We start from the raw sequence: 22154 nt of genomic DNA, 5'->3' as shown, positions 1-22154 counted from the left end.
ACAGGCCCGTCGCTTTTTGATCCGCACGTTCGTTGCCGCGCGTTATTCCTTACGTTGCTGTAAACGACGCAGGGAGCGTTCACGACGACTCTGCTCCCGACTTCTGTCCAGCAAGATTTCCTCAATGAACGCCAGGTGACGGTGTGATGCCTCGCGTGCTTGTTCTGGCTCACGAGCCACAATCGCCTCAAAGATACTGGCGCGGTGACCGCTCACTTTCGCCAGCATTTCCCGGCGAGCGTAGAGCAATTCAAAATTCTGACGGACGTTTTGTTCCAGCATAGGGCCCATGGAACGCAGCAAATGTAAAAGCACCACATTATGGGCCGCTTCTGTGACAGCGATCTGATACTGCATCACGGCGTCCGCTTCGGCATCGAGATCGCCGCTGTCCTGTGCCTGCTGGATCTGAACATGGCAGTCGCGAATGCGCTGCAAATCCTCATCCGTACCCCGCAATGCCGCATAATAGGCAGCAATACCTTCCAGTGCATGGCGGGTTTCCAGCAGGTCAAACTGAGATTCAGGGTGTTGAGCAAGCAGGCCGACTAGCGGGTCGCTCAGGCTTTGCCAGAGATGTTTTTGGACGAAGGTGCCGCCACCCTGACGGCGTAGCAGCAATCCTTTCGCCTCCAGGCGCTGGATCGCTTCACGAAGAGAAGGACGTGACACATCGAATTGTTTGGCGAGTTCGCGCTCGGGAAGCAACTTCTCTCCCGGCCGCAGCGTCCCTTCCATAATCAGGGATTCCAGCTGTTGCTCAATTGCATCGGAGAGCTTTGGTTGGCGAATCTTACTGTATGCCATCTTCCCTTCTTAGTTATGCCAGGCGTCCGGAGTAAATTGGTAATACCAATTGCCAAAAGGTGCCGGTAAAGTAACAAAGTATTCACCTTGTGTCTATATGGCAGCCGTCACACTTCAGGGGATTATCATTGGTTAAATGCGCTAAATGGCGCTGATAAAGACAGAAATAGAGCCTCAGGGAGAATTGTTAACAGAATTCTCTTTTACCAAACCTTACACAGATTTAGCGCTGCTCGTTCCCCGCAACCATAAGGGAAAGCTATTCGTGTTTATTACCAATTCATGTCAGAAATAGCGCGGCAGGCCAGCAGTGGATGCTGCTGCTTTTTCAGTCATCCCTCAGCACAAAAAGCAAAAGCAGGTGCAAATCGGCGCGCTTATCACTATTCTGGTCGCCAGGGTAGCTTACGTATGCACACAGCACGCCAGGTACCGTAAATAAATGAGTACGTTATGTAAAAACAGCCTTACATTAGGCATAAAATAACAACATCACGAGGTTCGTATGGAACAACAACATGGCGACACGCTGCACCGCGGCTTGAAAAATCGCCATATTCAGCTCATTGCGCTGGGCGGCGCAGTGGGTACCGGTCTGTTTCTGGGCAGCGCATCGGTGATCAAATCCGCCGGTCCGGCGGTGATTCTCGGTTATGCCATTGCAGGATTTATTGCCTTTCTGATTATGCGCCAATTAGGCGAAATGGTAGTGGAAGAGCCTGTTGCCGGTAGCTTCAGCCATTTTGCTTACAAATACTGGGGCAATTTCGCCGGTTTTGCCTCAGGCTGGAACTACTGGGTGCTGTATGTGCTGGTTGCCATGGCCGAGTTGACCGCTGTCGGTAAATATGTCCAGTTCTGGTGGCCGGACTTCCCCACCTGGGCTACTGCCGCCATCTTCTTTGTGCTGATCAACGCTATCAATCTGACCAACGTGAAAGTGTTTGGTGAGATGGAGTTCTGGTTTGCCATTATCAAAGTGGTCGCGGTCATCGGTATGATCCTGTTTGGCGGCTGGCTGCTGTTCAGCGGCAACGGTGGCCCGCAGGCAACCGTCAGCAACCTGTGGAACCAGGGCGGCTTCCTGCCAAATGGTTTTGGCGGGCTGGTGATGATGATGGCGATCATCATGTTCTCGTTCGGTGGCCTGGAGCTGGTGGGTATCACCGCCGCAGAAGCCGATAACCCGGAGCAGAGCATTCCTAAAGCCACCAACCAAGTCCTGTGGCGTATTCTGATTTTCTACATCGGCTCACTGGCGGTGCTGCTGTCACTGCTGCCGTGGACCCGCGTCACCGCAGACACCAGCCCGTTCGTGCTGATCTTCCATGAGCTGGGAGATTCGCTGGTCGCTAATGCGCTTAACGTGGTGATCCTGACCGCGGCACTTTCGGTGTACAACAGCTGCGTCTACTGTAACAGCCGTATGTTGTTCGGCCTGGCACAACAGGGCAATGCGCCGAAAGCGCTGCTGAACGTCGACAAACGCGGTGTACCGGTGGCAACCATTCTGGTCTCTGCTGTCGCCACAGCGCTCTGTGTACTGATCAACTATCTGATGCCGGGCGAAGCTTTCGGCCTGCTGATGTCTTTAGTGGTCTCCGCGCTGGTGATTAACTGGGCGATGATCAGCCTGGCACACCTGAAATTCCGTAAGAAGAAAAACCAGCAGGGTGTCACCACACGTTTCCCCGCTATCCTTTACCCACTGGGTAACTGGATCTGCCTGCTGTTCCTCGCGGCAATCCTGGTGATCATGCTGATGACGCCTGGCATGGCGATTTCAGTCTGGCTGATTCCGGTCTGGCTGGTGGTGCTGGCTGTCGGTTACGCGATCAAAAACAAAGCCCAGCAAGCATAAAGTTGCTCCTTCTGCCCGGCGTCAATGTCCGGGCAGATATTCCTCTTCTTTAGATCTTCCTCACACTTTTCCCTGCCCAGGTGTTTTGTCCATCATCGTGACCAATTGGTCCCCGCCAGATTGCTGATTTTCCGCTAATAATTTTTGCACCTGTTATAGCTGGAGATGAACAATGAAAGGAGCAGCACTCTCGTTCCGGGAAAAACTGGGATACGGCATGGGCGATGCCGGATGCAACATGATCGGCGGTGCCATCATGTTATTCCTCAACTATTTCTATACCGATGTTTTTGGCCTGGCACCGGCACTGGTCGGCACCTTATTGCTTTCGGTGCGGGTGCTGGATGCGGTGACGGATCCGATTATGGGTGCCATTGCCGACCGTACGCAGAGCCGCTGGGGACGTTTTCGCCCGTGGTTGCTTTGGGTATCCGTTCCCTATGTCCTGTTCAGCGTTCTGATGTTCACCACGCCAGACTGGAGCTATGACAACAAGGTGATCTGGGCATTTATTACCTACTTCCTGATGTCACTGACCTACACCGCCATCAACATCCCTTACTGCTCGCTGGGTGGGGTTATCACCAATGATCCTGGCGAACGCGTCTCCTGCCAGTCGTATCGTTTTGTCATGGTGGGTGTCGCCACGCTGATCCTGTCGCTGTCGCTGCTGCCGATGGCAGAGTGGTTTGGTGGCGATAACAAAGCACGCGGCTATCAAATGGCAATGAGCGTACTGGCACTGATCGGACTGGCGATGTTTCTGTTCTGCTTTGCCACGGTGCGTGAGCGTATTCGTCCGGCCGTACCCAGCAATGACGATCTGAAAAATGACCTGCGCGACGTATGGAAAAATGACCAGTGGGTACGCATTCTGCTGCTGACTTTCTGTAACGTTTGCCCTGGCTTTATCCGCATGGCCGCCACCATGTATTACGTGACCTGGGTGATGGGTCAGTCGACCCATTTTGCCACGTTGTTTATCAGCCTCGGTGTGATCGGCATGATGCTGGGCAGTACGCTGGCTAAAATCCTCACCGACCGCTGGTGCAAATTAAAAGTCTTCTTCTGGACCAATATCGCGCTGGCGCTATTCTCCAGCGGTTTTTACTGGATCGATCCGCATGCCACCCTGGCAGTGGTTATTGCTTATTTCCTGCTGAATATCCTGCATCAGATCCCCTCCCCGCTGCACTGGTCGCTGATGGCGGATGTCGATGATTACGGCGAATGGAAAACCGGTAAACGCATCACCGGCATGAGCTTTTCCGGCAATCTGTTTTTCCTCAAAGTCGGGCTGGCGGTAGCTGGCGCGATGGTGGGCTTTTTACTCTCCATTTATGGCTATGATGCCGGGGCGAAACAGCAAGCCCCCAGCGCGCTGAATGGCATCATGCTGCTGTTTACCGTGATACCTGGCGTTGGCTACCTGATTACCGCCGGGGTCGTACGTCTGCTGAAAGTCGATCGCAAACTGATGCGTACCATTCAGGACGATCTCGCCCTGCGTCGCGCAAATTTCCGTGACCTGCAAGCCCCACACCCGGCCGCTTCCGCCGCTATCGAACCCGGAGAAATTAAATGAGCAATCCATGGCCTAATCCGTTTATCACCCAGCGCGCCGATCCTTTTATTCTCCGCCACGATAAGGGTTATTACTTTGTCGCTTCAGTGCCCGAGTATGACCGGCTGGAAATACGTCATGCCGCTACGCTGGCTGCGCTGCCCGAGGCCGAGCCCGTGGTGGTGTGGCACAAACCCGATACCGGACCATTTAGCGCGCTAATCTGGGCACCGGAGCTGCATCATATCAATGGGCAGTGGGTGATCTATTTCGCGGCTGCGCCCAATCGTGAAATTAAAGATGGGTTATTCCAGCACCGCATGTATGCGCTGGTATGCAGTGATGCCGACCCATTGACCGGCCATTGGCAACCCGTCCGGCGCGTCCACACGCCACTGGATAGTTTCTCTCTCGATGCCACGCATTTCGTCCATCAGGGGAAAAACTGGTATCTGTGGGCACAAAAAGACCCGGCGATTCCTGGCAATTCGAACCTGTATCTTGCTGAATTACTCAATCCCTGGACGCTGAAAGGCACACCACAAATGCTGACTCGCCCGGAATATGAATGGGAATGTGCCGGGTTCAGTGTCAATGAAGGACCGGCGGTGATTTGTCACGGTAAGACGCTGTTTGTCACCTACTCAGCCAGCGCCACCGATGAGAATTATTGTCTGGGGATCCTGAGCATTGATGCCAATGCCGATCCACTCCAGCCCGGCGCATGGCAAAAATCCGCCCGTCCGGTCTTCAGCAGCAGCTGGGATAATCATCAATATGGGCCGGGTCACAACAGTTTTACCGTGGATGAACAGGGGCAGGATGTGCTGGTCTATCATGCGCGCAACTACACGGAAATTGAGGGTGATCCCCTGTGGGATCCTAACCGCCATACGCGGCTAAAATATTTTGACTGGCGCGAGGACGGCACACCTGATTTTGGCGTGCCGCCAGCGGATCACACCAGCGTGCCGTAGATAGTCAGCAACGCCACCACGACTACCAGCACCAGAGAAATACGTTTCGCCAGTGCAACCGCCACGCGCGGCGTTTCCACTTTATCAACATGTGGATCACGCGCGAGGGAGAATTGCGCCAGGCTGGTCAGCACCTGATACTGCGAGCGATGCCAGTCGGTCAATGAGGCGAACCAGGCTGGCAACGCGCGCTCGCCGTGGCCGAGCAAGGCATAGGCGACACCGGCAAGACGCACCGGGATCCAATCCAGCAGATGCAGCACGCGGTCAACGCCAGACTGCGCACGCTCCAGCGCTGAATGGTGTTTTGCCAGCCAGCTTTGCCAGGCGCGCAGAAACGCATATCCCACCAGCAATACCGGTCCCCAGGAGCCACCGACGACAAACCAGAACAACGGTGCCAGATAGAAGCGAAAATTTATCCAGATAAGCGCGTTCTGTAGCTCGCGCAGAAAGTCACGTTCACTGCACTCAACAGGCACGCCATGAATCAACGTCAGCTCGGCCGCCATTGCCTGATGAGCTGCCTGATCATCATGACTCGCCGCCTTTAGATAGGCGTGATAATGCAAACGTACCGAACCCGCACCGATACACAGCAAACCCACCACAATCCAGAATAATAGCTGCGCAACACCAAACAGCAGACCCTTCAGGCTCCAGACCAGCAGCCAGACAATCAGCATCGCCACAACCGTCATCACTAAGGTGCGGAATAACGAAAAACGCTGACGACCACAAAACAGCGGCTCCAGCCGATGATCGAGCTGCCAGTGTTCCCCCAGTTTAAACAACCGTTCCCAACCTAACACTAATAACAAGCTAAACAACGTCATAACTGCTCCTGCTGTTTCAGGGATTCTCCCGCTTTAAGGCGTGTTTATAGCGTTCCCAGTCAAATGCCGGACCCGGATCGGTTTTACGTTCCGGCGCAATATTGCTGTGGCCGGTAATGCGTTCCAGGGTCAGTGGATAGTGTTGCATTAATACCGCTGTGACCGCCTGCAACGTGGCATATTGCGCGTCGGTGTAAGGCTGGGTATCGGTCCCTTCCAGCTCAATACCCATCGAGAAATCGTTACAGTTTTCCCGGCCTTCGAACTGAGAAACCCCCGCATGCCAGGCGCGCTCATCGAATGAAACATATTGCACCAGCTCGCCATCACGGCGAATCAGGCAGTGTGCGGCGACACGCAAATGGGCAATATCAGCAAAATAAGGATGCGCATCGGCGGGCAAGGTGCCTGTAAACAGCCTATCAATCCACGGACCGCCAAACTCACCGGGCGGCAAGCTGATATTGTGAATAATCAGTAGGGAAGGCGTTTCATTTTCCGGTCGCTGGTTAAAGTGCGATGACGGCACTTTACGCGCGCTATTAATCCAGCCATCTTCCAGTTTCATGCCATTTTTCCTGCATTTAAGTCTGGCTGAGAATAACATGATTCTCCACGGCTGCTTGCGCGTTAATGCGAAAGTCGCCGGGAGTTAAGGATACTAAACATTTAACCTCGACAAACTGGCAATACCGGTAAAATAGGGCTAAGGTGTGCGCTCACTATCTTGTCATCTGGAGCAGGAAGAGTATGGCATCACGTCGTTACGATCCCGATCATCGCCGTCACGAATTGATCAAACGTATTGAGCATGACATCCCCGAAGCCGTTGCACGCGCGCTTCAGGAAGACTTAGGCGGCGAAGTGGATGCCGATCGTGATATCACTGCACTCTTACTGCCCGCTGAGAAACAGGCTGAAGCACAGGTCATTACCCGGGAGGCCGGTGTTTTCTGTGGTAAACGCTGGGTGGAAGAAGTATTCATCCAGTTAGGCAATAAAGTCACTATTACCTGGCACGTTGAAGATGGACAGGCTGTCGTGCCAGACCAGTTGTTATTTGAACTCCTCGGCCCGGCACGCCTGCTTTTAACCGCAGAACGTACCGCACTGAATTTTGTGCAAACGCTCTCCGGCGTGGCAACCGAAGTCAGCCGCTATGTGGCATTGCTGGCAAACAGCAACACCCAGCTACTGGATACCCGCAAAACCCTGCCGGGACTGCGTACCGCGCTGAAATATGCCGTACTGTGCGGCGGTGGCAGCAATCATCGTCTTGGACTGTCTGATGCATTTTTGATTAAAGAGAATCACATCATAGCCAGCGGTTCGGTGCGCCAGGCAGTGGAAAAAGCACTGTGGTTACAGCCTGATGTGCCAGTGGAAGTCGAAGTGGAAACCCTGACTGAATTGCAGGATGCGCTGAATGCGGGCGCGGATATCATCATGCTCGACAACTTCAGCCTGGAGATGATGCGTGAGGCCGTGACGCTGACGCAAAAGCAGGCGTTGTTGGAAGTCTCCGGTAACGTCACAGAAAGCACGCTGCCGCAAATTGCTCAGACGGGTGTAGATTATGTCTCGGTAGGTGCGTTAACCAAGCATGTACGCGCCCTCGATCTGTCGATGCGCTTTCGCGACGCCTGATCGTGATTCGCGGCAGATTTGTGTGACCGCTTCCAGTTTGCTGTTCGTTCCGGTGCAAACCTGAATCTATTCTGCGCACGGCTTCCAGCCGTGCCACTCTGCCCTCTTCCGCTTAGCTCAACCCTTTTCTACCGTAGCGGCTCGACAACAAGGAGCCAGCTTATGGAACGACAACGCGGTTTTACCCTTATCGAATTAATGATTGTGATTGGCATCGTCGCCATCCTCAGCGCAATCGGCGTACCGGCCTATCAAAACTATCTGCAGCGCGCCGCACTGACGGATATGTTGCAAACCATGGTGCCCTATAAAACGGCGGTCGAACTCTGCGCCATTGAACGCGGCGGACCGGCGCAGTGCCAGGCAGGCGATCGCGGTATTCCTGCGGCCAAAGGTTCACGCTATGTTGCGACACTTGCCGTGACCAATGGAGTCATCAGCCTGACAGGCCAGGAAAGCCTTGCGGGTTTAACGGTGGAAATGCAACCCGTCTGGAATAGCACCGATGGCACGCTTGACTGGCAACGCAGCTGCACCAGCGATAACAACAGCCTGCGCGAAAACTGCCTTGAACAGTTCCGTTTTGCCGACAAAGGTGGCCGAAATGGAGAAATGTGATGCCATGCTCAAGGCCCTGTGCAAGCGCCACCACGCAATCATTCTGCATCATGACGCCACGCTGCTGCGCGTGGCCGTCGCGGGGACACCCGAACCTGCCCTGCTGGAAGCGTTACAGTTTGCCAGCCAGTGCAAAGTTGACGTGGAGTGCTGGCCTGCCGCGCGAATTGAGCAGCTTTTGCATGAGCCGGGAAGCACTGAGAAGCCCCGCGAGCAGGTTTCGGCTGAATCGGCAATCAACGCCGTTGAGCACATCCTGCAACAAGCCATACTGCGACGGGCATCCGATGTCCATTTCGAGCCGCAACGCCATGCGCTACGTATCCGACTACGCATCGATGGCGTTCTGCACAAACTAACGCAGTTGCCCGATGTACAACCTGCCGCGGTACTTGCCCGTCTGAAAATTCTGGGGGGTCTGGATATTGCCGAACGTCGCCTGCCCCAGGATGGGCAATTTACCCTCGAAATCGAAGGCAAAACCGCTGCCTTTCGCCTTTCTACTCTGCCCATCAGCCACGGAGAGAAAGCGGTAGTCCGTCTGATGCAGAGCGAAAATAGCGCAATTGCCCTGGATAAACTTGGCATGCCGGTGGCGCAGTTGCGCCAGTTCAGCAACGCCCTGGCGAAACCCCAGGGATTAATTCTGGTTACCGGCCCGACCGGAAGCGGCAAAACTTTCACCCTCTACAGTGGATTGAGCGCACTCAATGTGCCGGAAAAAAACGTATGCAGCGTGGAAGATCCGCTGGAGATCCCGCTGGAAGGTATCAACCAGACACAAATTCAGCCTCGCAGCGGGCTGGATTTTAATCTGGTGCTGCGTGCACTGCTGCGTCAGGATCCGGATGTCATCATGGTGGGCGAAATTCGCGATGCAGAAACGGCCGGGATTGCCGTTAAAGCTGCACAAACGGGCCATCTGGTGCTTTCCACCCTGCATACCAACTCCACTGCAGAAACTCTGACACGATTGCGGCAAATGGGGATTCCCGGTTATCTGCTCGGCCCGGCATTGCAGTTGATCGTGGCACAGCGTCTGGTGAGAAGGCTATGCACACATTGCCGACAGCCGGGGCAAGCGATCGCGCATTTACCTGTCGGGTTATGGCCTGGCACTCTACAAACCTGGCGAGCCCCCGGCTGCGATCACTGTTTTTCTGGCTATTATGGACGGCTGGCACTTTTCGAACTGCTGCCGATGACCGCTAAATTACAAAACGCGATTTCCGCCGATATGCCGCTGGAGCATCTGTTGTCACTGGCGAACCAACAGGGAATGAAAACATTAGTCAGCGCCGGGCTGGAGGCTGTCAGTCGGGGAGAAACCTCACTGGAAGAGATGCAGCGTGTCATTGGGTTAGGCAATGACTAATCTCTACCATTTTCGCTGGCAGGCGCTGGACAGCCTGGGAACGCTGCAAAGTGGCGAATCGTTAATGAACCATCAGGAAGCACTGTTACAGCAGCTGGCCGACAGAGGCATGCTGGCCGTGAGCTGGCAACGGGGCAAATGCTGGCGCGCTCGCGACTGGAAGTGGCAGCAAAAAATCGATTTGATACGCCAGTTAGCAACCTTGCTCAGGGCCGGCCTGCCGCTTGCGGAAAGCCTGACACTGCTTGCTGAAGGTCATCCTGATACTGGCTGGCGGATATTGCTTAAGGGTTTGCAACAAAGAGTGATTACCGGGATGCCCTTTTCTCAGGCGCTGCGCGACTGGCCGCAAATATTTCCACCGCTGTTTCCTGCACTGATGCAGGTGGGTGAACTGACCGGGCAACTGGATGAATGTTGTCGTCAGCTGGCGCAACAGCAAACCGGACAACAACATTTGCGGCAAAAAGTGGTGAAAGCACTGCGTTACCCGCTGTTCATTTTACTGGTGGCGATCGCCGTCAGTGCCGGAATGCTGCTGTTTGTGTTGCCGGAGTTTGTCGCCGTTTACGCCAGCTTCGATGCACCACTGCCCGCACTCACCGCCGGTGTGATGGCGTTGTCCGCTCTGCTGCAACAGGCAGCACTTCCTTTACTGGCCACCTGTATAGCGTTCTCGATTATTGCCCGGCAAATTTATCGACGGTCGGCGGACTGGCAGCGCCGCATACATCGCTGGTTGCTACAATTGCCGCTGCTTGCGCCGCTGTGGCGCGGCAGCCAGCTCAGTCAGATCTATGCCATTTTGCAATTGACGCAGCAGGCAGGCTTAACCCTGCTGCAAAGTTTACAGGCTGTTGAAGTCACGCTGGCGTCACGACTCTGGCGGGAAGCCATCACCGACTTACAGCAACATATTGCCGGTGGCGCACCATTGCATCAGGCTCTGCAACAACATCAGCTATTTACACCATTATGCGCCCAGCTCATAAAAGTGGGTGAGCAAGCCGGAGCTCTGGATGTGATGCTGTCTCGGCTGGCGGAATGGCACGAGGGACAAACATTAACGCGTGCCGAATCTCTCGCGTCTGCGCTGGAACCGATGATGATGGTGGTGATTGGTGGCATCGTTGGCACTCTGGTGATTGCCATGTATCTACCGGTGTTCGGGCTGGGTGATGCAATACGCTAACGGGTGCATATCACATGCACCCGCTTCACGGCATCAGCGTGTAAACACCCGGTTTTCCTGTTCCGCAACACGGATAAATGTGGTGCGCTTGGTCAGCTCTTTGAGCCTTTCCGCACCCACATAGGTACAGGCTGAACGCAGGCCACCCAGAATATCTTTAATCGTTTCTTCAACCGGGCCACGCAACGGTAAACGCACCGTCTTACCTTCTGCCGCCCGATATTGCGCCACTCCGCCCACATGGCGCTTCATGGCTGACTCTGAACTCATGCCATAAAACAGCATAAATTGCTCACCATGCTCCTCCACGAGGGAGCCTTCACATTCATCATGCGCCGCCAGCATACCGCCGAGCATGACAAAATCCGCTCCGCCGCCAAACGCTTTCGCGATATCACCCGGTACGGCACAACCACCGTCACTGACGATCTGCCCCCCAAGGCCATGCGCGGCATCCGCACACTCAATCACCGCCGAAAGCTGTGGATAGCCAACACCGGTTTTAACGCGAGTGGTGCAGACCGAGCCCGGGCCGATACCCACTTTCACAATATCTGCGCCAGAAAGAATCAATTCTTCAACCATTTCACCGGTAACCACATTGCCTGCACAAATGGTTTTACCGGGGAAGCTTTCGCGGACGCGTTGCAGAAATGCGACGAAGTGCTCGGAATAGCCATTAGCAACATCAATGCAGATAAAATTCAATTGCGGGGAAAGTGCCAGAACGGCGGTTAATTTGCTGAAGTCTGCTTCTGAAGTCCCGGAGGAGACCATCACGTGGCTCAATACCGACGCCGGTACACGCTGGATAAACGCCTGCCAGTCTTCAACGCTGTAATGTTTATGAACGGCGGTCAACACACCAAAACTGGCCAGTGCTGCTGCCATGGTGAAGGTACCCACCGTATCCATATTGGCGGCAATCACCGGTACGCCTGTCCAGCTCAGGCCAGAATGTTTGAAAGTATAGGTGCGTTCCAGCTCGACTTCGGAACGGCTTTTCAGGGTGGAGCGTTTAGGGCGGATGAGTACGTCTTTAAAGCCCAGTTTTAAATCTTCTTCAATACGCATAACAAGTGTCCTGGTTAGTGGCATCGAACCGCAGTTCGGGTAGCGCTCACGGCTCCAGTGTCGTTATCATACGCGCCATTCGTTCCGCGACAAGACTGCGAATTTCACTTTATTTAAGCTACAATCCGTTAAATTTAGCTGAGAAAATCGATTGTGATCGTGCTCTCATCTTGCCTTTAGTGATACGCCGGTTGTGGTGTCATGACAGTGCGAACTTCGGGATAACGTTATGCCTTTTACCGTTGCGCTAACGGGAGGTATTGGTAGCGGCAAATCTACCATCGCCAATGCCTTTGCGGCGCTGGGTGTCGATATTGTTGACGCCGACGCCATTGCCAGAGAAGTGGTTGAGCCAGGTACACCGGCATTGCAGGCCATTGCCCAACGCCATGGTGAATCCATCCTGACGGCGGAAGGCACCCTTTATCGCGCACGGTTGCGCGAAATTATTTTTCAGCAGCCACAGGAAAAGAACTGGCTGAACCAACTGCTGCATCCGCTGATTAATGCGCGTACTCAGCAGTTAAAGCAACTTGCGACCTCACCTTATGTACTGTGGGTGGTGCCATTGCTGGTGGAAAATAGCTTACAGCATCAAGCCGATCGCGTGCTGGTGGTGGATGTGGATGAGGTAACCCAATTGCAGCGTACTCAACAGCGCGATGGGATTTCTCTCACACAGGCCAAAAATATTCTTGCCGCGCAGGCCAGCCGACAGCAGCGCCTGGCCGTCGCGGATGACATCATTGATAATAGTGGCACGCCTGATGACGCGCTGCCGCGTGTTGCTGAACTTCACCAGCGCTATTTGCGACTGGCAGCAGCAGGACAGGATTAACATCATGAGTACAGTCGTTCTGTTTGAACATCCCCTGAATGAGAAGATGCGCACCTGGCTGCGCGTTGAGTTTTTGCTTAACCAGTTGCACGACACCATCCCTGTCACCAGCTCCGTGTCGGCGCTGGGTGTTTTCCGCATTATTGGTGATTTGCTGGATATCTTCGAACGTGGCGATATGCGCACGGAATTGTTGAAAGAACTGGAGCGGCAGCAGCAGAAGTTGCGTGCCTGGCTCGATGTCCCTGGCGTCGATCTGCAACGGGTTGAGTCCCTCAGCAAGCAGTTAAAACAGCAATCGTCCGAGCTAATGCAAGCACCTCGTATGGGCCAGCAATTACGCGAAGATCGCCTGGTTGGCCTGGTGCGTCAGCGTCTGAGCATTCCCGGTGGTTGTTGTAGCTTTGACATCCCCGGCTTGCATATCTGGTTGCACCTCGAACAATCCGTACGCGACACACAGGTAAATGCCTGGGTCGAGTCGCTGAATCCGCTGCGTCACAGCCTGGTGATGATTCTCGATCTGATTCGTCAGTCGGGTGTTTTCCGTAATCAAACCAGCCTGAACGGTTTTTATCAGGATAATGCCGAGGGTGCTGATTTGTTACGCTTGCAACTGACGCTGGAAGACGCGCTTTATCCGCAGGTATCCGGCCACAAGAGCCGTTATGCCATTCGTTTCCTGCCGCTGGACAGTGAGCGTGGCGACGTGCCTGCGCGACTTAATTTTGAACTGGCCTGTTGTTAGAGGATGTTATGCAGGAAGAAATGATTGTTGTGTCTTGTCCCAATTGCGGTAAAGACGTGATGTGGGATGACCTGAGTCCGTGGCGTCCGTTTTGCAGTAAACGCTGCCAGCTGATTGACTTAGGTGAATGGGCGGCGGAAGAAAAACGCATCCCCAGTAGCGGTGACCTCACGGACAGCGATGACTGGAGTGAAGAACAGCAATAACCATCAGGGGCCTGCGCCCCTGATGTCAGATTTCGCCCGCGACCAGGCGCGCAATCAGCGCATGGTTAGCGGGCGGGAACTCATCGGCAACCAGCGCTTGCTGGTCAACCCAGCGTTGCGGCTGCCCTTCTTTGCCCCAGGGTTCACCCTGCCAGCCTTCAACCAGAAAGAAATGTAGCGTCACGCGCAGGTCTTCATAACTGTGATCGGCCTGACCAATCGCCTGGGCCACCGTCACGTCAATACCGGTCTCTTCCATTAACTCACGCTTCAGCGCCTGTTCAGCGGTTTCACCTTGTTCGATTTTCCCGCCTGGAAACTCCCATTTATTGGCCATGTAAGAGCTTGCCGCGCGCTGAGCAAGGAAGATCTGATGGCTGGCATTGCGAATGATGCCCACCGCGACTTGCAGGTGTTTCATAAACTGAGTTCCGCTAAAGATGAATGAAGCGCTGATTTTAAAGCAGTCGCTGATGGATGTTAACCAAAGAAAAAGGAGCCATCAGGCTCCTTTGTTCTTATCAGGCCAGGCGGCCGTGACACTGCTTATACTTTTTACCCGAACCGCATGGGCACGGATCGTTACGACCGACCTTGCGCTCACCACCCTGGGCTGCCAGCGCGGCGGCCGCTGCGGTTTCATCGTCCACATGGCTGAGTTGCTGCTGCTGTGCCAGACGCTCAGCATCTTCACGACGCTGCTGCTCCATCGCTTCGACTTCTTCCGGCATACGCACCTGAACTTTGCTCAGGGTGCTGATCACTTCATATTTCAATGATTCCAGCATGGCAGCAAACATGGCGAAAGATTCACGTTTGTATTCCTGCTTCGGATCTTTCTGCGCATAGCCACGCAGGTGGATACCCTGGCGCAGATAATCCATCGCCGCCAGATGCTCTTTCCACAGCGAATCCAGCGTTTGCAGCATCACGCCTTTCTCAAAGTTACGCATCATTTCCACGCCCACCACTTCTTCTTTGGCAGCGTAGCTTTCCGTTGCGTGCTTCATGATGCGTTCGCGCAGCGTCTCTTCATGCAGATCCGGCTCTTTATCCAGCCATTCAGCAATCGGCAGATTCAGATCGAAATCGGTGCGCAGACGTTCTTCCAGTCCCGGTACATCCCACATTTCTTCCAGCGACTGCGGCGGAATATAAGTGTCGATGGTGGCTTTGAACACATCTTCACGGATGCTGTTGATGGTTTCTGACACGTCAGACACATCCAGCAGTTCGTTACGCTGGCTGTAAATGGCACGACGCTGGTCGTTTGCAACATCATCATATTCCAGCAGCTGTTTACGAATATCGAAGTTGCGGCTTTCCACTTTACGTTGCGCATTGGCAATCGCTTTGGTCACCCACGGATGCTCAATCGCTTCGCCCGGTTTCATACCCAGCTTACGCATCATGTTAGAAACACGATCCGAGGCAAAAATACGCATCAGCGCATCTTCCATCGACAGGTAGAAACGTGATGAACCGGCGTCACCCTGACGGCCCGCACGACCACGCAGCTGGTTATCGATACGACGCGATTCATGGCGCTCAGTACCGATAATATGCAGACCACCGGCAGCCAGCACCGCTTCATGACGCTGCTGCCAGGCGTTTTTAATCTCTTCAATCTGTGCTTCAGTCGGTGCTTCCAGCTCTGCCACTTCGGCATGCCAGTTACCGCCCAGCATAATGTCAGTACCACGGCCGGCCATGTTAGTAGCGATAGTTACCGCGCCAGGCTGACCCGCCTGGGCCACGATATCCGCTTCACGGGCGTGGAATTTGGCGTTCAGTACGCTGTGCTTGATACCCGCACGCGTCAGCTCGTTGGACACCACTTCCGATTTTTCGATAGAGATGGTACCCACCAGCACAGGCTGCCCGTTGGCAGTACAGGCGCGGATATCTTCGATGATGGCATCGATCTTTTCTTTCTCGGTCATGTAGACCAGATCCGCCATATCTTTACGCACCATCGGACGGTTGGTCGGTACGACAATGGTATCAAGCTTATAAATCGAGCTAAATTCAAAGGCTTCGGTATCAGCCGTACCGGTCATACCGGCCAGTTTTTCATAGATACGGAAATAGTTCTGGAAGGTGATCGAGGCCAGCGTCTGGTTCTCGTTCTGGATTTCCACGCCTTCTTTCGCTTCAACCGCCTGATGCAAACCATCAGACCAGCGACGACCCTGCATGGTACGGCCAGTGTGCTCATCCACGATGACCACTTCACCATCTTTAACGATGTAATCCACGTCACGGGTGAACAACGCATGGGCGCGCAGTGCTGCAGTCACATGATGCATCAGCATGATGTTGCTCGGTGAATACAGTGATTCACCTTCATCCATAATGCTCTGGCTGACCAGCAACTCTTCAACTTTCACCAGACCGCGCTCGGTCATATGCGCCTGACGGCCTTTTTCATCTACCCAGAAATCACCCTCACCCTGGAAGGTGTCGGAATCTTCTTTTTCCTGACGAACCAGGTGCGGGATGATTTTATTAACCTTGATATACAAGTCAGAGCTGTCTTCCGCCGGGCCAGAGATGATCAGCGGGGTACGCGCTTCATCGATGAGGATGGAGTCCACCTCATCCACCAGCGCGTAGTGCAGTTTACGCTGTACACGCTCTTCCGGGCTGAACGCCATGTTGTCGCGCAGGTAGTCGAAACCGTATTCGTTGTTGGTGCCGTAGGTGATATCGGCAGCGTAAGCGGCGCGCTTGGCGATGGATGGCATACCCGGCAGGTTGATGCCCACCGTCAGGCCCAGGAATTCAAACAGCGGACGGTTATTTTCGGCGTCACGCTGTGCAAGGTAGTCGTTCACTGTCACAACGTGAACACCTTTGCCGCTCAGCGCATTGAGGTAAGCAGGCAGGGTTGCAGTCAGGGTTTTACCTTCACCGGTACGCATCTCGGCGATGCAGCGCTCGTTCAGCACCATGCCGCCGATCAGCTGCACGTCAAAGTGACGCATGCCAAATACACGCTTACTGGCTTCACGTACCGTTGCAAAGGCTTCCGGAATCAGGCTTTCCAGCACTTCGCCTTTTTCCAGGCGTTCACGGAATAAACCGGTTTTGGCTTTCAGTTCATCATCAGAGAGCTTTTCAAAGTCCGGCTCCATCTTGTTGATGACATCCACAACCTTGCGCATACGACGCAGAGTACGATCATTGCTGCTACCAAAAACTTTAGTTAACAATTTGATTAACATGATAAATATATTCTCAATTCAGCCGTGACTTCACGGGCTGCGAAATCTAAAAAGTGTGCGGATAAAAGTTAGCAGTTGAGCAATGAGGGTCCGGCGCGAATGCCCTGAATAGCAGACAACCAGAAAGCGGGGGTATTAAGTTGCGGTTCTGTGGCCAGAACAACTGGCTGCGGTTCAGCAGTAATCTGCGGCATCGCTGGCGAGGTCAGCAATGCCTGTAATGAATCAATCAACGCCAGCTTTTGTGCCGCTAGCGGTACTGTGTTCTCGTTTTCCGCTTGCGCCGGAGGCGTCATACTGAAGGAAAGATGGCGGATAACGGTACGAATGGCATGCTGATGCCAGTAATCGACATTGAAGTTCGGACGGCGCGCAGTTTCCTGCAGGCGAATTAAATGGTCAAAACGAACAACATTGCCGGTAAACAGGCTACTGACAGGGGTATCTGCGGAAGCAGGTTCGGAAGTCTGGGCACAGGCGGGCAAGCCAAAGCTGGCTGCAACCATCCCCAATAGGAGATGCGGCCAGAAGTAGCGTCTGCCAAATTGTCGCCAGCGTGAAAAAATCCCGATCACAACCCGTCCACAAAACTTCAGTAAGTAAGTCATCCACCGTACTTAACGGCGTACCCTGCCAATACAAGCGCCTGATAATAGCATTTATGTGTGGCTTCCACACCAGTGATTAAACGGCTGCGGGGAGATTTCACGTTTTTTCGTACAGCGTTTAGCCAGTATTGGCAGTGATGAGCGTGTCTTTAGACAGAGATAGCAGGAGACAATAAAAAACGGCAGGTACCACTGACCGGAGAGAGTGTCAGGGAAACCCGCCGTTTTGTGCCTGACTTACGCCAGGACCAGATTGGGTGCTTTGAATGCCAGCGGCAGTTCAGCTTCGTCTTCGAAGGTCGCCCATTCCCAGGCTTCCTGTTTTGCCAGTACCGCCTGCAGCAATTTGTTGTTCAGTGCATGGCCAGATTTAAAGGCAGAAAATGCGCCAATAACGTTGTGACCACACATAAACAGGTCGCCGATAGCGTCCAGCATTTTGTGACGAACGAACTCATCCTCAAAACGCAGACCTTCTTCGTTCAGTACACGGAAGTCGTCGAGGCCAATCGCACAATCTAAACTACCGCCCAGGCACAGGCCTTTAGACTGCAGATATTCGATTTCACGCATAAAGCCGAAAGTACGCGCACGGCTGATCTGGCGCACAAACGCCTCGGCCGAGAAGTTGAGCTGATAGCGCTGCGAGCTGGAATCAATTGCCGGATGTTTAAAATCGATGGTGAAGTCGAGCGAGAAACCATTGTAAGGTTTGATCTCAGCCCACTTGTCGCCATCTTCAACGCGTACCGTTTGCTTAACACGCACAAATTTCTTCGCGCTGTTCAGCTCGTGGATACCCGCATCCATCAGCAAATAGATAAACGGTGCAGCACTGCCGTCCATGATCGGGATTTCTGGTGCATCAACTTCAACAATAATGTTATCGATACCCAGACCGGCCAGGGCGGCGTTCAGGTGTTCAACGGTCGAAATACGCACGCCTTCATCATTCACCAGACAAGTACTCAGCATGGTGTCGCGCACGTATTTTGCATCAGCCGGGAAATCAACCGGTGGATTCAAGTCAGTGCGACGATAGATGACCCCGGTATTAGCCGACGCAGGGCGTAAGGTCAGTGTGACTTTTTTGCCGGTATGTAAACCGACGCCAGTCGCCTGAACAATACGTTTTAGTGTCCTTTGTTTGATCATCGCATTATCTCGCAATATTACCCATCCGACCGCTAGTATAAATTACCAGCGGGCGAACACTTTAGCACAAAGAGCGGAGAAACCCAATTCTCGGGTTATTCTTAGTCGGCTTGCTTACGCAGAAACGCCGGAATATCCAGATAGTCAGGTTCTTTGCCAGATGCCGTTGCAGGATCGTTGACCACTTTCGCAGCAGGTTTTTGCTCCTGCGGCAGCGGTGCCATACCATGCTGCTGGTAACGATGATCCATCACTGGCTGGCTGCTCTGTTTGTTGGTCACCAGGGTGATTTCCGGACGTTTGTCCATACCGATACCGGTAGCCACCACGGTCACGCGCAGTTCGTCGTTCATCTCTGGGTCCAGAGAAGTACCGATTACCACGGTTGCGTTGTCCGATGCGAAAGCACGGATGGTGTTACCCACGGTTTCGAATTCGTCGAGACGCAGATCGAAGCCCGCGGTGATGTTAACCAGCACACCACGCGCGCCAGACAGGTCGATATCTTCCAGCAGCGGGCTGGAGATCGCCATTTCTGCCGCTTCTTCGGCACGGTCTTCACCACAAGCCACGCCAGAACCCATCATGGCGTAACCCATCTCAGACATCACGGTACGCACGTCCGCGAAGTCAACGTTCATCAGACCCGGACGGGTAATCAGTTCAGCGATACCCTGCACCGCGCCTTTCAGCACGTCGTTCGCTGCACCGAATGCATCCAGCAGAGAGATGCCACGGCCCAGTACTTTCAGCAGCTTGTCGTTCGGAATGGTGATCAGTGAATCGACATGCTTCGACAGTTCAGCGATACCCTGCTCGGCAAAAGCCATACGCTTTTTGCCTTCGAAGTTGAAGGGCTTAGTCACCACCGCAACGGTCAGGATACCCAAATCTTTCGCCACTTCTGCCACGACCGGCGCCGCACCGGTACCGGTGCCGCCACCCATACCCGCTGCAATAAACACCATGTCTGCCCCATCCAGCGCAGAACGCAGTGCTTCGCGATCTTCTTCCGCTGAGGTACGACCGACTTCCGGGTTCGCACCCGCACCCAGACCTTTGGTGATATTGGTCCCGATCTGGATCGTCTGGCCGACCGCTGTTTTACGCAACGCCTGGGCGTCGGTGTTCACAGCGAAGAATTCCACACCTTCGATACGCTCGCGTACCATGTGCTCTACGGCGTTGCCACCGCCACCGCCGACGCCGATGACTTTAATCACCGCGTCATTGGTTAATTCCATAGGTTCAAACATGATTTCTCTCCGTTATGTGCCTGTCGCCTGGAGATCATAAAAAAAGCCAGCATGATCCCCTTTTACAAAAATTAAAACTCTTTCTTCAGCCAGCTATTGATGCGTTTAAACCAATTGCCCACTGAAGCACGTTTTTCCGTTTCAGCATCACCGTTCATATGTGACTCTTTGCCGTAATGCAGCAGACCAACTGCGGTTGAGTAGTACGGCTCCTGCGCATAATCCGTCAGGCCAGTGATGTTCAGTGGCTGACCAATACGCACCTGCGTGTGGAAAACACGCTGGGCGCAGGCCGCCAGGCCTTCAATCTGCGCCGCGCCACCGGTCAGCACAATACCGGCCGCCAGATGGTGCTTCACGCCTTGCTGGCGCAGTTGTTCTTGCAGTTGCAGAATCTCGTCATTCACCAGATTCAGCAATTCGGTGTAACGCGGCTCAATCACTTCCGCCAGCGTCTGACGTTGCAGGCTGCGCGGTGGACGTCCACCTACGCTCGGGACTTCCACATTCTCGTCTTTACCGACGATGGAACCCAGCGCACAGCCGTGGCGTACTTTAATCGCTTCGGCATCCGTTGGCGGCGTACCGAAGGCATAGGCGATATCGCTGGTCACCACGTTCCCGGCATAAGGGATCACTTTGGTGTGGCGCAGCGCGCCGCCGGTGTATACCGCGATATCCATTGTACCGCCACCGATGTCAACAACACAGACTCCCAGCTCACGTTCATCCTCAGTCAATACTGAGAAGCTGGACGCCAGTCCGGCAAAAATCAGTTGGTCCACTTTCAGGCCACATCGTTCCACTGCCTTCACGATATTTTTCGCCATATCGTTGTGACAGGTGATCAGATGAACCTTCGCCTGCATACGCACGCCGGACAGCCCAACCGGATTTTTGATGCCTTCCTGATAATCGATGGCATATTCCTGAGGAATAACATGCAGGATACGATGCTCGTCTCGTACGCGGACCGATTTCGCGGTATGCACGACATTCTCTACATCATCCTGAGTCACTTCCTCTTCGGAAATCGGAACCATCCCGATTTCGTTCTGACAACTGATATGTTTGCCCGATAAAGCAAGGTAGACGGATGAAATCTGGCAATCTGCCATCAGTTCAGCCTGATCGATGGCGCGCTGCACGCATTTCACCACCGATTCAAGGTCATTCACGCCACCTTTATCCATACCGCGAGACGGGCAGCTGCCCACCCCAATAATGTTGACCATACCATCGGGCAGAATTTCCCCAACCAGGGCGGCGACCTTCGCGGTGCCGATTTCGAGTCCTACTACCAGTTTTCTGTCCGTTGCCTTGATCATTGTTGTTTAGCCTGTGCCTGGTTCTGTTGCTGATTGACTTCCTGTGGCTCTAACGGTGCCGGTGCCCATCCTACGGCGGCACCCGAGTCATAGCGCAAATCGACATAACTAATGCGCTTATTACCGCTCTGGGCCTGCTGTTGCAGTTCCGGATAGAGCTCAATAAAACGGTTCAGACGCTTCATGGTATCGCTGCGTCCCAGTTCGATGCGCACATCGTCACTGGTCACCAGCTGCCACGAGCGCCGCGCCGTCATCGACGCGACCTTCAGGGTAAACTTGCTGGCCTTCAGCACATCACTCATGGTGTGATAACCGGCCAGTACCTCTTTCTCACTGCCTTCTGGCCCGTACAGCATCGGCATGTTTTCTTTACCAATGTGACTGGCCGGGATGCTGAAGGAGACACCCTCGGCGTCCACCATATGCAGGTCATTCCAGCGTGCCACCGGAACATACTCCACCAGGTTAATCTTCAGCTCATCAGGCCACTGCTTACGCACGCTGACCTGTTTAATCCACGGCAAACGTTCAATTTGCTGCTGGATGATGTCTACGTTCTGCGACATAAACGTGCCCGGTGCGCCGAGTGACAAAATCGCCTGGCGAATGTCATCGTGCGTGGTGTAATGCGTTTCGCCGGTCACCACCAGTTTCGATAATGGCAGGCGGGAAGCATCATTCATCCACTTCAGCACCACCAGCCCGCCGGCCACCATAATGCCCAGCACAATCAGCAGAAACACGATGCCGAAAAGTCGGGCACCGTTGCTACGCCCGGTGCGCGTGCGCTCCTGGGGTTCGCGGTTGCGTACGTTCAGCGCCGCCTGTGACATA

21 protein-coding genes are annotated in these 22154 nt (G+C 54.0%); 10 read left to right on the top strand and 11 right to left on the bottom strand.

Annotated features, from left to right (window positions below; all coding sequences use genetic code 11):
• Nucleotides 1-42 precede the first annotated feature (42 nt).
• A complete protein-coding gene (pdhR, locus tag AC6I8X_RS03825; RefSeq protein ID WP_013507880.1) occupies nt 43-807 on the bottom strand; it encodes a pyruvate dehydrogenase complex transcriptional repressor PdhR in 765 nt (254 codons plus the stop codon).
• A 505-nt stretch (nt 808-1312) separates the two neighbouring features.
• Here pdhR and aroP point away from each other — a divergent pair.
• The 3 genes from aroP (at nt 1313) to AC6I8X_RS03810 (ending at nt 5209) form a co-directional block, all read left to right on the top strand.
• The gene (aroP, locus tag AC6I8X_RS03820; protein ID WP_497840595.1) at nt 1313-2668 is read left to right on the top strand and encodes an aromatic amino acid transporter AroP; all 1356 of its coding nucleotides are present in this window, start codon (nt 1313-1315) and stop codon (nt 2666-2668) included.
• A gap of 172 nt (nt 2669-2840) precedes the next feature.
• Nucleotides 2841-4253 carry a glycoside-pentoside-hexuronide (GPH):cation symporter gene (locus tag AC6I8X_RS03815; RefSeq protein ID WP_313687169.1) on the top strand — a complete coding sequence of 471 codons (1413 nt, stop codon included), beginning with the start codon at nt 2841-2843 and terminating at the stop codon, nt 4251-4253.
• The gene (locus AC6I8X_RS03810) at nt 4250-5209 is read left to right on the top strand and encodes a glycoside hydrolase family 43 protein (RefSeq protein WP_497840594.1); all 960 of its coding nucleotides are present in this window, start codon (nt 4250-4252) and stop codon (nt 5207-5209) included. Before AC6I8X_RS03815 ends, AC6I8X_RS03810 begins: the two co-directional genes overlap by 4 nt.
• On the opposite strand, the gene ampE is transcribed toward AC6I8X_RS03810, so the two are convergent.
• Both ampE and ampD read right to left on the bottom strand, forming a co-directional pair.
• On the bottom strand, nt 5191-6045 hold the full coding sequence (gene ampE, locus AC6I8X_RS03805) for a beta-lactamase regulator AmpE (protein WP_497840593.1): 855 nt from the start codon (nt 6043-6045) through the stop codon (nt 5191-5193). The two genes, AC6I8X_RS03810 and ampE, sit on opposite strands and share 19 nt — an antisense overlap.
• 16 nt (nt 6046-6061) lie before the next feature.
• The gene (gene ampD / locus AC6I8X_RS03800; RefSeq protein WP_313687174.1) at nt 6062-6613 is read right to left on the bottom strand and encodes a 1,6-anhydro-N-acetylmuramyl-L-alanine amidase AmpD; all 552 of its coding nucleotides are present in this window, start codon (nt 6611-6613) and stop codon (nt 6062-6064) included.
• A gap of 182 nt (nt 6614-6795) precedes the next feature.
• Between ampD and nadC the strand changes: the two genes are divergently transcribed.
• The 4 genes from nadC (at nt 6796) to hofC (ending at nt 10877) form a co-directional block, all read left to right on the top strand.
• Entirely contained in the window at nt 6796-7692 is an 897-nt protein-coding gene (gene nadC / locus AC6I8X_RS03795) for a carboxylating nicotinate-nucleotide diphosphorylase (RefSeq protein ID WP_497840592.1), read from the top strand.
• Between the two features lie 162 nt (nt 7693-7854).
• Nucleotides 7855-8310: a prepilin peptidase-dependent pilin gene (ppdD, locus tag AC6I8X_RS03790; protein ID WP_299457421.1), complete on the top strand. Its 456-nt coding sequence runs from the start codon at nt 7855-7857 to the stop codon at nt 8308-8310.
• Nucleotides 8297-9685, top strand: a complete 1389-nt coding sequence (gene gspE / locus AC6I8X_RS03785) for a type II secretion system protein GspE (protein ID WP_497840591.1) — start codon at nt 8297-8299, stop codon at nt 9683-9685. Before ppdD ends, gspE begins: the two co-directional genes overlap by 14 nt.
• Nucleotides 9678-10877, top strand: coding sequence for a protein transport protein HofC (hofC, locus tag AC6I8X_RS03780; RefSeq protein ID WP_497840590.1), 1200 nt, complete (start codon nt 9678-9680; stop codon nt 10875-10877). The genes gspE and hofC overlap by 8 nt, the downstream gene beginning before the upstream one ends.
• A gap of 33 nt (nt 10878-10910) precedes the next feature.
• On the opposite strand, the gene AC6I8X_RS03775 is transcribed toward hofC, so the two are convergent.
• Complete coding sequence (locus AC6I8X_RS03775) at nt 10911-11951, bottom strand: GMP reductase (RefSeq protein ID WP_497840589.1); 1041 nt, start codon at nt 11949-11951, stop codon at nt 10911-10913.
• Nucleotides 11952-12180: 229 nt separating this feature from the next.
• On the opposite strand from AC6I8X_RS03775, the gene coaE reads away from it, so the two are divergent.
• Genes coaE through yacG form a run of 3 tightly spaced genes read left to right on the top strand, consistent with a single transcriptional unit; the run spans nt 12181 to nt 13743 of the window.
• Complete coding sequence (gene coaE, locus AC6I8X_RS03770) at nt 12181-12789, top strand: dephospho-CoA kinase (protein ID WP_497840588.1); 609 nt, start codon at nt 12181-12183, stop codon at nt 12787-12789.
• A gap of 4 nt (nt 12790-12793) precedes the next feature.
• Nucleotides 12794-13537 (top strand): cell division protein ZapD, encoded by a 744-nt coding sequence (gene zapD / locus AC6I8X_RS03765; protein WP_313689711.1) that lies wholly within the window; start codon nt 12794-12796, stop codon nt 13535-13537.
• An 8-nt stretch (nt 13538-13545) separates the two neighbouring features.
• Complete coding sequence (yacG, locus tag AC6I8X_RS03760; protein ID WP_313689713.1) at nt 13546-13743, top strand: DNA gyrase inhibitor YacG; 198 nt, start codon at nt 13546-13548, stop codon at nt 13741-13743.
• A 25-nt stretch (nt 13744-13768) separates the two neighbouring features.
• Here the strand turns inward: yacG and mutT are convergent, their stop codons facing one another.
• The 7 genes from mutT to ftsQ form a co-directional block, all read right to left on the bottom strand.
• Nucleotides 13769-14164: an 8-oxo-dGTP diphosphatase MutT gene (mutT, locus tag AC6I8X_RS03755; RefSeq protein ID WP_313689716.1), complete on the bottom strand. Its 396-nt coding sequence runs from the start codon at nt 14162-14164 to the stop codon at nt 13769-13771.
• Nucleotides 14165-14264: 100 nt separating this feature from the next.
• Nucleotides 14265-16970, bottom strand: a complete 2706-nt coding sequence (gene secA / locus AC6I8X_RS03750) for a preprotein translocase subunit SecA (RefSeq protein ID WP_313689718.1) — start codon at nt 16968-16970, stop codon at nt 14265-14267.
• 68 nt (nt 16971-17038) lie between these two features.
• Nucleotides 17039-17545, bottom strand: a complete 507-nt coding sequence (gene secM, locus AC6I8X_RS03745) for a secA translation cis-regulator SecM (protein WP_497840587.1) — start codon at nt 17543-17545, stop codon at nt 17039-17041.
• A 270-nt stretch (nt 17546-17815) separates the two neighbouring features.
• Complete coding sequence (gene lpxC / locus AC6I8X_RS03740; protein WP_497840586.1) at nt 17816-18733, bottom strand: UDP-3-O-acyl-N-acetylglucosamine deacetylase; 918 nt, start codon at nt 18731-18733, stop codon at nt 17816-17818.
• Nucleotides 18734-18834: 101 nt separating this feature from the next.
• Nucleotides 18835-19989, bottom strand: a complete 1155-nt coding sequence (gene ftsZ, locus AC6I8X_RS03735; RefSeq protein ID WP_299457442.1) for a cell division protein FtsZ — start codon at nt 19987-19989, stop codon at nt 18835-18837.
• A 71-nt stretch (nt 19990-20060) separates the two neighbouring features.
• Nucleotides 20061-21317 (bottom strand): cell division protein FtsA, encoded by a 1257-nt coding sequence (gene ftsA / locus AC6I8X_RS03730; protein WP_013507861.1) that lies wholly within the window; start codon nt 21315-21317, stop codon nt 20061-20063.
• Nucleotides 21314-22153 carry a cell division protein FtsQ gene (gene ftsQ / locus AC6I8X_RS03725; RefSeq protein WP_299457448.1) on the bottom strand — a complete coding sequence of 280 codons (840 nt, stop codon included), beginning with the start codon at nt 22151-22153 and terminating at the stop codon, nt 21314-21316. The genes ftsA and ftsQ overlap by 4 nt, the downstream gene beginning before the upstream one ends.
• Nucleotide 22154: the final 1 nt, after the last annotated feature.

Source organism: Pantoea sp. X-Soil-TKNS-1280 (assembly GCF_059730475.1).
Note: the sequence above shows the minus strand (reverse complement) of the source record. Positions and strands in the feature narration are given on the sequence as shown.